The sequence below is a fragment of the Candidatus Aciduliprofundum sp. HYA1 genome (genome assembly GCF_056175085.1).
In genome coordinates, this window is sequence record NZ_CM149694.1 from 163,937 (window position 1) to 179,141 (window position 15,205).

Here is a 15,205-nt window from a genome sequence, read left to right on the forward strand (position 1 = left end):
CTATCGCCTCATGTATCCCTTTATCGTGCTCCATGCATATTTTCCAAGGTTAAAAACATTGTTGAAATTTGAGGTCTCCGCATGGAGGTAGAGCATGCAACTTCTCTTGCACGCATACATTGTTTCCCTAGCCCTTTTCGCCTCATCTGAAAGGAGTATGCTCTCCAGATCCTCCTCAAGCAAATTCCCAACCTTCCAGCCAATCACACTGCACGGATAAACTATATCCCCGTTTGCCTCTATCATCACGGAAAATGACTTGCAGGTATAGGTTCTCAACAGGCTATCTATGAAGGCATCGCTCGTAACAATCGTGCTTCCAAACTCCCTTTTCAGTTTAACCAGTTCATCATGTATTTCCCTCTTGTCGGGGCTCAAATTCTCTGCTCCTGGAAGGTAAACGGCTGGCATGAGAAGTATCCTTGCACCTGCCTCATGGGCCTTCTCAACCTTCCAGCGCATTGCCTTCACATCGTTCCTCGTAACCACGGTCTGCACCGTTATTTTTATGCGGGAGGTGTACTTGGGAAGTTCGTCAAAGAGGTAAAGATTGTTATGGCCCTCATCAATTGATATGTGGAGAAAATCAAGGTACTTGGCAAACTTCTCAAGGGGCAATTTGTGGAGCAGTGTGCCATTGGTGGTCATGAACAGGTAAAATGAGCGGTCATGGGCGTACTTCACTATGTCCAGAATGTCCCTGCGCAATGTGGGCTCTCCTCCCTCAAGGCTCAAAACCGTGACCGTGCTATCGGCAAGTCTGTCAATTATCCTGAAAACATCCTTGGTGGGCAAATCGGGGGTTCTATCGCGCCAAACGTTGCAGAATGGGCACTGCATATTGCACCTGTGGGTCACCTTGAAGGACCCGTACACGGGTCTGTCGTAATCAAGATAGGATTTCAGGAACCATTTTACTGCCCTTAAATTGCGATTCACCCTGGGAGATAATTTTTAATGTATAAGGTATTTTTCCTCTATGCGCATTGTAAGTTTTGACTGTTACGGTACCATAATTGATTGGGAGAGGGGAATATTGGATGCCATAAGAAAGGTCTTTCCGGACCAGCATCTCAGCGATGAGGAAATCCTGAATATGTACGCTGAAATAGAGTCAAAACTGGAAAAACGCTACAGGCCGTACAAAGAGATACTGAGGGATGTGATGATTGAATTTGCAAATTCGCTGGGCAGAGAGATTTCTCCCGAGGAGGAACTTTCCCTGGTAAAGAGTTTACCTCAATGGCCTGCATTTGAGGACTCAAGGGATGCACTGAGAAGAATAAAGAACCTGGCAAAAATAGCCATAATATCCAACGTGGACAATGATCTCATCGCAAGGACCGTTGAGAATGTGGGCGTGAAATTTGATTTTATCATAACAGCAGAGATGGTGGGCGCCTACAAGCCCTCACCAAGGGTTTTTGAATATGCCCTCAGGGTCTTCAACGTTCCCCGGGATGAATGGCTCCATGCGGCACAGAGCGCCTACCACGACATTGCTCCATGCAGAAAACTGGGAATAAAAACGGCACACATAAGGCGCAGAGGATACGGAGCCACGCCAAGGGCAAGAGTTGGCGGAGATCTCACCTTCAACAATCTCTCAGATCTGGCCGATTTCTTGGAGCATCTCAAATAAGTTTATGTACGAGTAATTTTTTAGGTAGGTGGTGATGGGTTTGAAAGAAAAGGTCAGGGACATTATGTCAAGAAATCCAGTATGTGTCAAGGCACCTGGAACCAAGAAGGATGTGCTTCGCACCCTTGTCAAGCACAACATAACGGGCGTGCCCGTGGTGAACGAGGAGGGAAAACTTCTGGGCATAGTTTCCCGCAGGGACATATTTGAGAATCCGGGGGAGGAGCAGGTTGCACTTCTTATGAGGAGGGACGTGCCCACCGTCAGCGAGGATGATACCATTGAATACGCTGCATCTGTAATGCTGAGATACGGAAGAAGGCACATAGTTGTTGTTGATGAGGAGAGAAATGTGATAGGGATACTCACCCCACAGGACTTCCTAAGCGTTGTTGAAGAGCGCAGGATATCAGAACCCGTGGAGAAATACGTCACCAAGCCATGTTTCCCCCTTCACAAATGCACCCCACTACCCGTTGTGTTCTGCGCCATGAGCCTTTCCTCACTTCCCGCCTTCCCCGTGGTGGATGATGATGGAAAACTCATAGGAATAGTCACCGACAGGGATCTGTTTGAGAAGGCCGAGGTTGATAAGAGCGTGGCCATCTCGGAACTGGGACTCGGGGATGACGAGGATTCCTGGAACTGGGAAGGATTGAGAAATGTGATCAAACTCTTCTACATGGAGGAGAAGGTTAACCTCCCAAAGATTCCTGTTGAGGAGGTCATGATCAAGAACCCGGTATCCATATTCTCAAAATCTCCCGTGTGGGAGGCAGCAAGAATAATGCGCAAAAACAATTTCTCACAGCTGCCCGTTAGAAACACGCACGATGATCTGATCGCCATGATCTTCGACAGTGATCTGGTTGCATCCCTCGTGGGTGTGGATTATGAATGATGTGCGGGTTAGCATAATGGAAATTGCCAAGCGCAGGGGTTTTTACTGGAAGGCCTACGAGATATATGGGGGATTAAGTGGATTTTACGATTATGGACCCCTGGGAGCACTCATCAAGGAGAACCTGCTCCGCCTGTGGAGAGAGGAATTCGTCATCAAGGACGGTTTGCTCATGCTTGATGGTCCAAACATAGGGCCGGAACTGATGTACATAGCCTCCGGTCACGCGGAGAAGTTCACGGATTATATGGTTACCTGCAAGAAATGCGGCCATTCATTCAGAGCGGACGAACTGCTGAAAGGCATCGTTGAAAACCCGGAAAAACTTGATGAGAAGGGTCTTAAGAGAGCAATAAAGGAGAACAACGTGCGCTGCCCCGATTGCGGTGGAGAACTCACAGATCCCGAGAGATTTCATCTGATGTTCCCCACCAAGGTTGGGCTTGATAAAAACGCCTTTTTACGTCCGGAAACCGCCCAGGGCATATTTGTGAATTTTTCAATAATGTACCGTCTCAACAGGGAGAAACTGCCCTTTGGAGTTGCCCAGATCGGAAAGGGATTCAGGAACGAAATAAGTCCACGCCAAGGGCTCCTGAGATTGAGAGAGTTCAACATGGCAGAAATTGAACTTTTTGTGGATCCATACGAGACCACATTGCCAGGGGAGATAGAGGATGTGGAGCTTTCACTTCTCACCAGAGATGGGGAAAATTTGAGGGTCAAGGTTAAGGAGGCAATTGAAAGACGAATAATGAGTCCATACATAGCGTACTATATGGGAAAGATTTTGAAGTTCCTCGAAAAACTGGGAGTGGATCTCAAGCGCGTTAGATTCAGGCAGCACTTCAAGGAGGAACTTGCCCATTATGCCCGGGATACCTGGGATTGCGAAATTCTCCTCTCCTCCGGATGGACCGAGGTAATAGGTATTGCCGATCGCGGAGATTACGATTTGCGCAGGCATATGACCTATTCGGGAAGGGATTTGACCGCCCTGCGCAGGTTCAAAGAGCCAAAAAAGATAAAAATAAAAAAACTCAGGCCCAGAATGGAGATCCTTGGACCCATGTTCAAGGGCGATGCAAAGAAAATCGCTGAGATCATTGAAGAAATGGAGTTCGTTGATGGAAATATAGAAGTGGATCTCAACGGAAGAAGGGTGAAAATACCCAAGGATGCCTATGAGGTCGTGACCGTGGATGAGACTATAGGTGGGGAGAGGTTCATTCCCAACGTAATCGAGCCATCATTCGGAATTGACAGGCTCATCTACTCCCTGCTTGAGCATGCTTACTACGAGAGAGAGGATTCCGGATACAAGGTGCTGAAACTTAAACCCAGAATCGCACCGCTCAAGGTTGGGATCTTTCCACTTATGGCAAAGGATAATCTGGACAATGTGGCAAGGGAGATACTTGCAATTTTGAGAAACAGGGGCATAAACTCTTACTACGACGATTCGGGCTCCATAGGACGCAGATACGCCCGCGCGGACGAAATAGGAGTGCCCTTCTGCATAACGGTGGATTATCAAACACTGAAGGACAGGACCGTGACGATCAGGGAAAGGGATAGTGCGGAGCAGAAGAGAATTTCCATGGAAAAATTGCCAGAGATCATAAGGGGCCTTGTTGAAGAGCAGGTGAAATTCTCGGAGATATGAATTTATAAATATTTCCTCCCCTTTTCAAATTTATGGAAGATTTTGCCAGGGTTCTGGCCTCACTTCTCCGAGACATGGAGTGCAGTGAGGATTCAGCCATAGCGTTCTCAGGAGGACTGGACAGTGGCGTGCTGGCATACATCTTGAGAGAATGCAAACCTAACCTCTATACCGTTGGAGTTGAAGGTTCCAGGGACTTTGAAAACGCAAAAACTGCTGCGAATGCCCTTAAGATGCCCCTTAAACTGATTGAAATTGATGAGTACAATCTCATCGAGGGCATATTATTTCTGAAGAGAATTGAGCCAGGTATAAGTGCCGTGGAAGTTTCGTTCGAACTGCCACTTTACTTCGTATGCGCAAATGCAGATGAACGCATTATTTACACCGGTCAGGGAAGTGACGAGTTGTTTGGAGGTTACCACAAATACCTGAATAACAGGGAACTTATGAAGGAGGATATAAAAAAATTGCTGGAAAAAACCAAACCAAGGGAGATGAGGCTGGCCACGTTGCTGGGCAAGGAACTCGTAACTCCGTATCTGGATCCAAAAATCATGGAGTTTTCGGAAAACATACCAATGGATATGAAAATAAAAAATAACAGGAGAAAGTGGATACTCAGAGAGGCTGCAAAAATCCTCGGTGTGCCTAAGGAGATTGTGGAAAGGGAGAAGAAGGCGGCGCAGTACGGTTCAGGAATATGGAAAATGATGAAGAAAATGGCAAAAGAAAGGGGTAAGAGTGTGGAGGAGTTCGTGAAATCCCTATAATTCCACACCCATCTTTTTGCTCAGATTCTCAATTATATCCTTGACCATTGCCTCCATATCATACTCGGGCTTCCAGTTCCATTCCTCCCTGGCGGGAGAATCGTCCAGACTTCTCGGCCAGGAATCTGCAATCTTCTGCCTGTAATCAGGCCTGTATTCCACCTCAAAATCGGGGATGTACTTTCTTATCTCTTCCACGAGATCTCTGGGGGCAAAGCTCATGGCCTGGACGTTGAAATCCGTGCGATGCTTTAGATTCTCGCTCGGAGCCTCCGCCAGCATTGTGATGGCTCTGATTGCATCGGGCATGTACATCATTGGAAGCACGGTATCCTCACGGAGAAAGCACACGTACTTCTCTCCTCTCAAGGCATAATGGAATATTTCCACGGCGTAATCCGTGGTTCCCCCACCGGGCATGGCGTTCCAGCTTATTATCCCAGGATAGCGCACTCCGCGAACATCAAGTCCGTACTTCTCCCAGTAGTAGAGGCCAAGAAGTTCTCCTGTGACCTTGCTTATACCGTACATTGTCCTTGGCCTGAGAACGGTGTCGTTGGGCGTGTTATCCTTCGGTGTTTCGGGTCCGAAGGCGGCTATGGAGCTTGGAACCATTATGCGCTCCAAGGAATGCTCTCTGCCCGCCTCAAGAATGTTGTACAGGCCAATTATATTGACCCTGAAGGCCAGTTGAGGATTCCTCTCGCCCTTGGCAGATAGAATGGCTGCAAGATGGTAAATAGTGTCAATATCCTCTTCCTCTATGACCTTGTCAAGCATCTTTCTATCCATTATGTCAAGTTTCACAAAGGGGGCAAGATCTTCCAGATTTTCGGGTTCCCTTATATCCGCCACAATAACATTCTCCCTGCCGTACTTCTTCCTGAGAAATGGAACCAGCGAGGAACCTATTTGCCCTAAGCCACCGGTCACGAGAATCCTTCTCATTTTTATTCACCAATGGGGTATAGATCAATTAGAATTAAACATTTCGTCTTTTCCACAGGGCAAGCAAGAATACTGAAAATAAGACAATGGCAGCAGGAATGATGTAAAACTTCCACTCACCTTTCCCACTTTCTCTGTTTGTACCCACATTCCACACAACCGGATTCTTAAGAGGCCTGTAATCCGTGTTGTTTTCATCAATGACCCAGGGATAATCAACAATTCCATCCCCATTCTTATCGTTTGTATCATTTCTCTCGGCCCACCATTCATAGTAGTTGCCATACCTGGAATTGTTCCAGTAATTGAGCATCCTTGATGAGTTGTAATTCTTTGAGTAAGCAATGGAAAAGAATGTGTGAAAGTCAATATTCATCCGAATGGGCATAGGGAACGGAGTATATGGACGATAAAAGGAGTGCAACAATAAGGAGGAAGGCAAATTTTTTCATATAAAGGGAAAATGAAGAAAAAGTATATTAACTTATATCAGCCCAAGTTTCTTTCCAGCCTTTTCGTAGGCGTTGAGGGCGTGATCAAGGTCTTCCTTGGTGTGCCCTGCACTCACCTGATTCCTTATTCTTTCCAGTCCCCTCGGAACCATTGGGAACACTATGGGCAATGCAAAGACGCCATCCTCGAAGAGCATGTGAGCCAGCTCTTTGGCCTTCTTTGAATCTCTCACCATAACGGGCACAATGGGTGTCTGGCTCTTCCACGTGTCAAAACCCAGACTCTCAAGTTCCTTCTTGAAATAATTGCGGTTATCCCAGAGACGCTGCACGCGGTCCTTCTCCTGCATCACAATTTCCAGGGATTTTATGTTCGCCGCGGTAACCGCAGGGGGGTAAGCGGCGCTGAGAAGCCAAGTGCGTGCGGTATTGTAAACATATTCCATCAAATAATCCTCTCCTGCCAGCATGCCGCCCATGGAGCCAAGGGCTTTGGAGAATGTACCCATCTGGAAATCAATCTTCTTCTGCACGCCGAAATGGTGCCCTATGCCACGACCCTCGCCCAGGACGCCCTCGCCATGGGAGTCGTCCACATAGGTCATGGCACCATACTCGTCCGCAAGCTTAACAATTTCATCCATTGGCGCAATGTCTCCATCCATGCTGAAAACACCATCCGTCACAACGAGGATATGCTCGTATTTATCGTGCACCTGCCTCAATTTATCCTCCAGGTCTCCCATGTCAAGGTGCTTGTAGATAACCTTGTCCGCCCTGGATAGGCGTATGCCATCAATTATGCTCCCGTGATTGAGTTCGTCGCTCACAACCACATCGCCCTTACCAACTATCTTTGCCAGAGTGCCAGCATTGGTGGCGAATCCCGTCTGAAATGCAAGGCCGGCCTTGGTCTCCTTGAACTCCGCTATTTTCCTGTGCAGTTTCTCCTGCAGATCCGTGTAGCCGGCAATGCTCCAATCACTTCCAGCACCCCAGCCGTACTTCTCTATGGCTTCCTTGGCTGCTTCCTTGAGCCTTGGATCATTGGCCAGATCAAGATAATTGTTTGAGGCGAGCATCACGGCCTCCTTTCCCTCAACGACCACCTTGTGCGTGGAAGGTCCAAAAAGGCGCAGAAGTTCCCAGGTCTCACCACGCTCTTTCATCTCCTCCAGCATTTTTTTGAGATGCAAGGTTTTCTCACTCATAATATCACCCGTGATGAAAAAGGCAACAAGAAATAAAAACCTTCTCCCCATGCTCAAATATGCCATGCTTCATCTTTGATGTGGATGATACCCTGGTGGAATATGTGGATTTTGATATGGAGGAGTGGTACAATTTCATAGCGAGACCCGTGGCTGCGAGATATAGAATTCCATTATCCTTCGATACGTGGAAGAAAATAATTGAGGGCAAGGTGAGCAGGAGATACAGCGAAAATTACGATGTAGAGGCTTCAACCTTTTGGAGAGAGGTGGACGAAAGGAACCTGGAGTACAGAAAAAAGATGCTTGCTGAGGGGAGATTGAAAGCCTATCCAGATACGGATGTTTTGAAATCCCTGCAGGGCAAAAAATGCGCCTGGAGCGTTTCAAGCGAAGAGTGCATAAAATTTGTGCTTTCCACATTCAATCTCCTTGAGCACTTCGATTTCATCATCGGAAAGGATTACGAGAACTATACCCACATAGACGAGTTAAAGCCCTCCCCAAGATTCATAGAAATAATAAAAGAGAAACTGCATTGTGAGAAATGCATAGTTATAGGGGATGGAGAAAAAGAAATGCTGGCCGCCAAGAGGGCTGGATGTGTGGCTGTACACATAAGCAGGAATGGAAGAAAATGCAGGTACGCGGATTTCACGATCACTTCTCTAAGAGAATTGCTGAATAAAAACTTTTTATAGTGCCTTATCTTCCCATTCTTATGGTTCGCTGGCTATGGATCCTCAGCTGGATACTACTGACGATTGGTGTGGTGTTCTACTTCTCATGGTCCTTCCTGTACGATGCCTGGACGGATCTGGGAGTGTATTCCCTCAGCGTGTCCCTCATAGTGTTTGGAATACTGGGTGCACTTCTGGCAAGGGTTGAAGATCAGTAGGGTTTTGCAACGTAAACCATTTTATTCGTTTCTCTTCCACAAACTATGCATTTTCCCGGCTCGTGGTTCTGCAGAGATATGCCTATTATCTTCTTCTCCGTTTCATCCTCTATTTTGTGTCCGCATTCCTCGGAGCCACACCAGTAGACCATGGATACTTCCCCACTCTCCTTTATTTCCTCAATACTTTCTGCCCTCTTTATCCTGCCCATCATCTCCTTTTCAGCCCTATCCCGCATATCCCTCTGGATGCTCTGCAGAAGTTCTGAAATTTTATCAATATATTCTTCCCTCATCACGCTCAATTTTTCCCGGGTATCTCTTCTAACAAGAACAACCTGATTCCTCTCAATATCCTTGGGACCGATTTCAAGGCGCAGGGGCACACCCTTCAGTTCCCAGTCGTAGAACTTGTAGCCGGGAGTGTAATTATCCCTATCGTCAAGATGCACACGGAAAAATCCACGCAACTCCTCCTCTATTTTCCTGGCCTCTTCAAGCACATCCTCCTTTTTCTTTGTGACTATGGGGACAATAACCACTTGTATCGGGGCGATCTCTGGAGGCAGAATAAGGCCACGATCATCCCCGTGGATACCCACTATCGCGCCTATAAGTCTCTCACTCATCCCAAAGGTGGTCTGATGCACGAAATCGTGGGTTCCGTCCTCCTTCAGGTACTCTATCCCGTAGGCCCTTGAGAAGTTCTGAAAATACTGATGTATGGTTGCAACCTGCAATGTACGCCCCGAGGGCATAATGGTTTCTGCCCCAATGGAATATGCCGCCCCAGGAAACTTGTCCCAATCGGTTTTGCGAACAAGCAAATATGGAAGGGCAAGTTTCTCCGCTATTTTTTTCCATATCTCAATATTGTCCCTTATCTGCTCCTCCGATTCCTCAGCAGTGGCATGGGCGGTATGGGATTCAAAGAAATGCACCTCCCGAACACGTATGAATGTCCTCGTCTGTTTTGTCTCGTACCTGAAAACGTTCACAATCTGAAATATGCGGAGCGGTAAATCCGCATGGCTGCGAATCCAGAGGGAGAACATGGGGTACATTGCCGTCTCACTTGTTGGCCTGACAACGAGTTTCACATCCAGGGGTGTTAGGCCTCCATGGGTGACCCAGTAAACCTCGTTTTCAAAGCCCGCAATGTGGTCTGCCTCCTTCTTGAACTCGGTTTCGGGAATTAAGAGAGGAAAGTAAACCTCCTGATGCTTATGCTCGGTGAAGATCCTGCGAAAGTACTCATCTATATTCCTCATAAGCTGCCAGCCGTAGGGGAGCCACACATGCATACCCTTCACGGGATATCTCTTATCCACAAGTCCCGAGGCCTCTATGACCTCGTTGTACCACTCACTGAAATTCTCCTTTGGAAACTCCATATGGCGAGAAAAGTATGGGTTTATTTAAAAATTCTCATTAAAAACATTCAAATAGGAGCAGAGGTAGTATGAACCATGGCCTCCAAGAAATTCGCCTCTTTACTCCTCATTCTCATATTTCTCGCTGCAGGCATAGGAGCATCCATCTTTCGTCCAGAAAACATGCAGGAATACGGGCATTCCCCCTTAAGAAATGCGGAGGTTATTGCAAATATAAGCACAATATTCGCCTTAAAATTGTTCAACGAATTGGAAGGAAAAAACATAGTTTTTTCGCCCCTGAGCATATGGATAACCCTTGCCATGGCCTACGAGGGAGCAATGGGAGAAACTGCCAATGAGATGCGAAAGGTTCTGGGCTACCCCGAAAATAAAACGATATTGCACGAGAGCATAGAATATATCCTTAACAACCTGTGCAATAATACCCAATACACGCTCAAAATTGCAAATTCAATATGGCCTAGCATTCAGTATCCCATAAACGAGAGTTACATCTCGCTCATAAGGGAGTACTACGATGCCCATGAGCAGAAGTTGAATTACAAATATGCCGAAGATGCGAGGGAAATAATAAATTCATGGGTGGAAAATTACACTGATGGAAAGATAAAAGAGTTGATTCCCAGGAATGGTTTGAATCCTTTAACCGTGCTCGTCCTAGCGAATGCCATATACCTCAAAGCAATGTGGATGCAAGAATTCGATCCCAATATGACATACGATGATTACTTCTACACCCAAGATGGCAGGGTTGAGGTGCCAATGATGCACACCCAGGGAAATTTTGAGTATGCTGAGGATAAAAACTTTCAGATTCTGAAAATGCCATACAGGGGCCACAGGCTTTCAATGCTCATCATTCTGCCAAAAAGCAAGAGTGCGGATATTCATTTAAGCGCTGAGAAAATAAAGGAATGGAGAGAGAAAATGTCTGTGCACAGAGTTAAGGTTACTCTCCCAAGATTCAAACTCACCTCACACTTCAATTTAAAGAAAATACTTCAAAGAATGGGGCTCAGAAGCGCTTTCACGAAAAATGCAAATTTTCAGGGCATAGGGAATGATATCTACCTAAGCAATGTATTTCACAAGGCATATATAATGGTGGGAGAGAATGGCACAGAGGCGGCTGCCGCCACAGGAGTTATTGCAGAAGCAAGCGCGGTTATTCCCCATGGATACATCTTCAATGCCGATCATCCCTTCGTGTTCATAATTCAAGATGATATTACTGGAGCAATACTATTCATGGGCGAGGTTGTAAATCCATCATCTTAAATCCTTCAAATCCACCGTGAACTCCCCGAGTTTGAGATTCTTAACCTCCTCCTCACTCAACTTCCTTTTCTCCATTTTATCGCTTATTATCGCGCTGTTGCCCAGGGGATCCTGGATGATAAGTGTGGCCTCCATTCTCCCATGCCTTATGTATCCTATCTTTCTTAGAAGTTCGAGAATTGCCCCCTCCTTCTCGGGCGTGTCGTGCAGGAGCTGCACGAGGATATCCACAAAGCGATTTAAAAGCCCCTCCACATTTGTTATAAAAGCCTCCGACAGTGGCCCGGGTTCCAGTTTTGCGCCAATTTCAGGTATTATTACCGTTCCAGATGTTGAGCGAACCACTTTTATGTAAAGATCTTTCTCATCCTTTATCTTCACCTTGTACTCCATGGGCTCGTGAACTTCAAGCATCATCACATCCGCATGACGAAATCCGCAACTCTTACACACTATGGTTGTTTGAAGGCATTTACCAAAATGAGGCAGCTCAAGTTCTTCCGCCCTGTAAAGGAGGGTTTTCTTTCCGCATATGGGACAGGGAGAATCTAGAATCGTTTCAACCATAGGGCAAGTTCACCCCTTACCACATATTCTGCATTTTTCATATCTTCCACGCCTGAGCATCCTGAAAGGAATATTGCTATGCGCATCTCTTTCACTATTCTCTCCAATACTTTAACCACATCCTCATGGGATTTCATGGCGGGCTTGAGAAGGATCCTTGCAATACCAACCACGCTGGCACCAAGGGCGAGGGCCCTGGCAGCATCAAGCCCGTTTCTTATGCCCCCGCTTCCTATCAATGGCATATCCAGATCTCTCAAAATGTGAAGAGAATATGGTGCTGGCAGTCCCCAGTCCCAGAACAACTCGCCCTCGGCACCACCACGATAGTACTCCACAGCTGCAAAACTTGTACCACTCACCCCGCTAACATCTATCGCCTTAAATCCTGCATTTTTGAAGAATTTGCCCGCACTTCTGCTTATCCCGGCTCCAGTTTCCTTGGCTATGAGCGGATACTTCCTTGCGAGGTTTTTCATTTTCTCCTTTAAGCCTGAAACCTTCGTATCACCCTCAGGCTGAATGGCCTCTTGCAGGTAGTTGAAATGAATATCCAGGGCATGGGCATCTATCATTTCCATGGCCTTTCTTATCTCCTCCTCTCCGTAGCCAAGGGCAAATTGCGGAGCCCCCAGATTCCCTATGCGAAGAGGAACATCGTACTGGGCAACTATGGAATATGTGTCCTCCAGCTCTTTATTCTCTATGGCCGCCCTCTGGGAACCTACAGCCATTCCTATGCCGAGTTCCTCAGCCGCCTTGGCAAGGTTCTCGTTTATCACCTTTGCGATCCTATGGCCCCCGGTCATGGCATCTATTATTATTGGATAATTCAATTTCCTGCCCAAAAAATTCACATCTAAGCGAATATCTTCCATATCCACCCTCGGTATGGTTTCATGCTTGAGCAGGATATCGTCCCAGTAATTGTGATGCGCCACGATGCTCTTCTCGGAGCATATTTTTATGTGCTCCAGTTTGCGATTCTCTATCATTCAACCACCGTTCCCACAAATTCCTCCTCATTTAAAACTTTGCCTATCCTCTCAGGATGGAAACCGTTGAGAACATAGACCCTGCTCACCTTTGCAATCTCCCGCATAATGGATATTTTGTAGGCCATTCCCCCCGTTACATCGGCCACCCTTATGCCGGTGCGGGGATTCACGCCTCTTTTCAAAATTCTGATGAGTTCTGCATCTGGCAGGGATGGATCCTTGGTGAAGATGCCATCCACGTCCGTTAGGAATATGACCTTTTCAGGCCTGAATTCTCGGGCAAGTTGAAGCATTAGATAATCTCCGGAGCATATGTTTATGCCCTGCGAAGAATCAAGGATTATATCCCCGTAGGTGACAGGCACAAGTCCAAGGGACAGGTAGGATTCAAATATCTCCATATTCATTTCCCTGCCAAATATGTGAAAGGCGTGGGGCGGTATGGATACTGCAGGTATGCCTTGATCATGAAGCACGTTCAGAATCCTCATATCAAGTTCAATCATATCGGCGCCTATTTTTGCAAATCCCAACCTCTTTTCATCCTCAAACCCATCTGTTATTCGATACTTCTTTGCAAGAACGTGCCCGAATGAGCCACCACCATGCACGATAATCAGATTTTCCCTGGGCAATTCTTCAACTATCCTGCGCACAGTTTCTTCCCTAAATTTCTTGTACTCATGCTTGTCTGTAATGACACTGCCTCCCATCTTAACCAGGAGCATAAATGGAAAAAGAACTGGGGATAAATAATACTTTCCCGGTCAGGTCCCGAGAGATATGAGGAAAAGAATCACGAGGAGGGCCCCTAGGGTTATATAGAGACGATGCATCATACTCCTCGCCCTTGCCCTCTCATAGTAGCGGCGCGGCTCAATTTTAAGGGCAATTATGGCAAGAAGACCCCCCGCCATGAGACCTACTATGTTTTCCAAACTTAAAATCAGGGGTTTGGGTGCCTGATCAAGGTAAAGGGCAAGTGCAATTCCAGATACCACAAGCGGTGGAACAAGGGCCGCGGCCACTGCTATCCCTGCAATGCTCTCAGATAACCCCTTGGCATATGCGAACACGGCTGCGAAGCCCAGCAGGATGGCCATGAGAATATAGATGGGATTTGTATCGAACCTGAGCAGGATTTCGGAGGTAAGAGAGAGGGGCATAAAGAGGGATATGAGCAGAGTTGCCAGAAAGGATGTGAATATGACCAAGAGGAGCATGATTCCCATATTGAGCAAACTTAGCCAGGCATCCCTGCTCCTGCCAACAGATGTGTTTATGACGAAGCTGTAAATTGGACCCAGGAGTGGGGAGAGGAGCATGGCTCCTATTATTATGGGAACATTGTTCATAAACAACCCTATTAGAGCGATTATGCCTGCAATGACCGTGAGTGAGGTCTTTCCCAAATCTATTTTTGTGTACTTCCTTGAAGATGCAAGCAACTGCTCCACGGTGGCCCGCTCTTCACCCCTTACTCTCCTCTCCTTTCTTTTCAGAGATGAGGATATAACAAAATCGGGAGATGAAACCTCTATTAAGCTCTCCTTGTGCCTTAAATCCACCGAATCCTGCAACTTGGGTATGAGTTCATCAAGCAGTGCATCATTCACGTATATGTCAATCCTAATAAGGTCATTCTCCAACGGCTCAACATTGTAAATCAAATCTCCGGCAGCATCCCTCACCTTATCTATTTCCGATTTCTGGGCTATTACCGTTACCCGCTTCACCTTTGAATATGGGCTAGAGAGATATTAAGATTTGTGCCATAACTAATGAGAATCAATATACTCTACAATTGACTGCTGGTATTTATCACTAACATCACCAATAGGAATGGGTTCTTTTAGTCTATATAATATTCCGGTTTTGCCCACAATCCACACTCCCAACGATTCTTCTCTCTTGGCTTTGTCTTCAATTACATCTGCATATTTAAGATACATAAGAGGTGAAAAAGCAACAACTACGATCTCACAGTAATCTTGATAATCCCTTGCCTGACTAAAAGCTTTATCTATTCCGTATCTTGATGATTCGCTTTTGAGTTCAACTCCAAAAATTAATACTTTTTTACGCAAACCTCTCCTTTTATATCCTGCTACATCCATCTTCCTAGATCGGGATTTTCCAACTTTAGGTAGAGGTACTTCCTGAGATACCTTATATCCCATCTTATTTAATTCTCTAACTATTGGAATTGCCATATCCTTTTCACTTGTAGGTTCATCTAATATATCAAGAAATTTCTTTTTGTCATACTTCTCTAAAACACCTAGCAATTCCTCCAAAGAGAAATACCTTGTATCAGACATTAGATTTACCAGTTCACCAGCCTTCTTCTTAGACAACAACTTTGTTAATATTTTTTCCATATCTGCCTTTTTCAGTTTATTAAGCAATCTATTTTTTAAATCAATTCCCAACTTCTCAAGATTTTCGCTATATATTTTCATGGAAACCACCAA

At 46.1% G+C, this 15,205-nt stretch carries 17 protein-coding genes; 7 read left to right on the forward strand and 10 right to left on the reverse strand.

What is annotated here, in order from left to right; genetic code table 11:
- Positions 1-939 carry a radical SAM protein gene (locus AC0S1O_RS00950; protein WP_475393891.1) on the reverse strand — a complete coding sequence of 313 codons (939 nt, stop codon included), beginning with the start codon at positions 937-939 and terminating at the stop codon, positions 1-3.
- A gap of 40 nt (positions 940-979) precedes the next feature.
- On the opposite strand from AC0S1O_RS00950, the gene AC0S1O_RS00955 reads away from it, so the two are divergent.
- From AC0S1O_RS00955 to AC0S1O_RS00970, 4 genes are read left to right on the forward strand one after another with little or no spacing between them, the layout of a single operon-like run.
- Entirely contained in the window at positions 980-1,642 is a 663-nt protein-coding gene (locus tag AC0S1O_RS00955) for a haloacid dehalogenase type II (RefSeq protein WP_475393892.1), read from the forward strand.
- A 34-nt stretch (positions 1,643-1,676) separates the two neighbouring features.
- The gene (locus AC0S1O_RS00960; protein ID WP_475393893.1) at positions 1,677-2,543 is read left to right on the forward strand and encodes a CBS domain-containing protein; all 867 of its coding nucleotides are present in this window, start codon (positions 1,677-1,679) and stop codon (positions 2,541-2,543) included.
- On the forward strand, positions 2,536-4,209 hold the full coding sequence (gene glyS / locus AC0S1O_RS00965) for a glycine--tRNA ligase (RefSeq protein WP_475393894.1): 1,674 nt from the start codon (positions 2,536-2,538) through the stop codon (positions 4,207-4,209). The genes AC0S1O_RS00960 and glyS overlap by 8 nt, the downstream gene beginning before the upstream one ends.
- Positions 4,210-4,241: 32 nt before the next feature.
- Positions 4,242-4,982: an asparagine synthase C-terminal domain-containing protein gene (locus AC0S1O_RS00970; RefSeq protein ID WP_475393895.1), complete on the forward strand. Its 741-nt coding sequence runs from the start codon at positions 4,242-4,244 to the stop codon at positions 4,980-4,982.
- Here the strand turns inward: AC0S1O_RS00970 and AC0S1O_RS00975 are convergent.
- The 3 genes from AC0S1O_RS00975 to AC0S1O_RS00985 form a co-directional block, all read right to left on the reverse strand.
- The gene (locus tag AC0S1O_RS00975; protein ID WP_475393896.1) at positions 4,977-5,930 is read right to left on the reverse strand and encodes an NAD-dependent epimerase/dehydratase family protein; all 954 of its coding nucleotides are present in this window, start codon (positions 5,928-5,930) and stop codon (positions 4,977-4,979) included. The two genes, AC0S1O_RS00970 and AC0S1O_RS00975, sit on opposite strands and share 6 nt — an antisense overlap.
- Positions 5,931-5,964: 34 nt before the next feature.
- Positions 5,965-6,306, reverse strand: coding sequence for a hypothetical protein (locus AC0S1O_RS00980; protein WP_475393897.1), 342 nt, complete (start codon positions 6,304-6,306; stop codon positions 5,965-5,967).
- 108 nt (positions 6,307-6,414) lie between these two features.
- The gene (locus tag AC0S1O_RS00985) at positions 6,415-7,593 is read right to left on the reverse strand and encodes an aminotransferase class I/II-fold pyridoxal phosphate-dependent enzyme (RefSeq protein ID WP_475393898.1); all 1,179 of its coding nucleotides are present in this window, start codon (positions 7,591-7,593) and stop codon (positions 6,415-6,417) included.
- Positions 7,594-7,652: 59 nt separating this feature from the next.
- Between AC0S1O_RS00985 and AC0S1O_RS00990 the strand changes: the two genes are divergently transcribed.
- Together AC0S1O_RS00990 and AC0S1O_RS00995 are read left to right on the forward strand one after the other, a co-directional pair.
- The gene (locus AC0S1O_RS00990; RefSeq protein ID WP_475393899.1) at positions 7,653-8,294 is read left to right on the forward strand and encodes an HAD family hydrolase; all 642 of its coding nucleotides are present in this window, start codon (positions 7,653-7,655) and stop codon (positions 8,292-8,294) included.
- Between the two features lie 20 nt (positions 8,295-8,314).
- Entirely contained in the window at positions 8,315-8,491 is a 177-nt protein-coding gene (locus AC0S1O_RS00995) for a hypothetical protein (RefSeq protein WP_475393900.1), read from the forward strand.
- Here AC0S1O_RS00995 and proS read toward each other — a convergent pair.
- On the reverse strand, positions 8,485-9,885 hold the full coding sequence (gene proS, locus AC0S1O_RS01000) for a proline--tRNA ligase (RefSeq protein WP_475393901.1): 1,401 nt from the start codon (positions 9,883-9,885) through the stop codon (positions 8,485-8,487). The two genes, AC0S1O_RS00995 and proS, sit on opposite strands and share 7 nt — an antisense overlap.
- Positions 9,886-9,960: 75 nt before the next feature.
- On the opposite strand from proS, the gene AC0S1O_RS01005 reads away from it, so the two are divergent.
- Positions 9,961-11,166 (forward strand): serpin family protein, encoded by a 1,206-nt coding sequence (locus AC0S1O_RS01005; RefSeq protein WP_475393902.1) that lies wholly within the window; start codon positions 9,961-9,963, stop codon positions 11,164-11,166.
- On the opposite strand, the gene AC0S1O_RS01010 is transcribed toward AC0S1O_RS01005, so the two are convergent.
- The 5 genes from AC0S1O_RS01010 to AC0S1O_RS01030 are packed head-to-tail and all read right to left on the reverse strand — an operon-like array spanning position 11,158 to position 15,205.
- Positions 11,158-11,733 carry a ZPR1 zinc finger domain-containing protein gene (locus AC0S1O_RS01010; RefSeq protein WP_475393903.1) on the reverse strand — a complete coding sequence of 192 codons (576 nt, stop codon included), beginning with the start codon at positions 11,731-11,733 and terminating at the stop codon, positions 11,158-11,160. The two genes, AC0S1O_RS01005 and AC0S1O_RS01010, sit on opposite strands and share 9 nt — an antisense overlap.
- Positions 11,715-12,728: a type 2 isopentenyl-diphosphate Delta-isomerase gene (fni, locus tag AC0S1O_RS01015; RefSeq protein WP_475393905.1), complete on the reverse strand. Its 1,014-nt coding sequence runs from the start codon at positions 12,726-12,728 to the stop codon at positions 11,715-11,717. Before fni ends, AC0S1O_RS01010 begins: the two co-directional genes overlap by 19 nt.
- A complete protein-coding gene (locus AC0S1O_RS01020) occupies positions 12,725-13,459 on the reverse strand; it encodes an isopentenyl phosphate kinase (protein ID WP_475393906.1) in 735 nt (244 codons plus the stop codon). Before AC0S1O_RS01020 ends, fni begins: the two co-directional genes overlap by 4 nt.
- 39 nt (positions 13,460-13,498) lie before the next feature.
- Complete coding sequence (locus tag AC0S1O_RS01025) at positions 13,499-14,467, reverse strand: TIGR00341 family protein (protein ID WP_475393908.1); 969 nt, start codon at positions 14,465-14,467, stop codon at positions 13,499-13,501.
- A gap of 42 nt (positions 14,468-14,509) precedes the next feature.
- On the reverse strand, positions 14,510-15,205 hold the full coding sequence (locus AC0S1O_RS01030; RefSeq protein WP_475393909.1) for a hypothetical protein: 696 nt from the start codon (positions 15,203-15,205) through the stop codon (positions 14,510-14,512).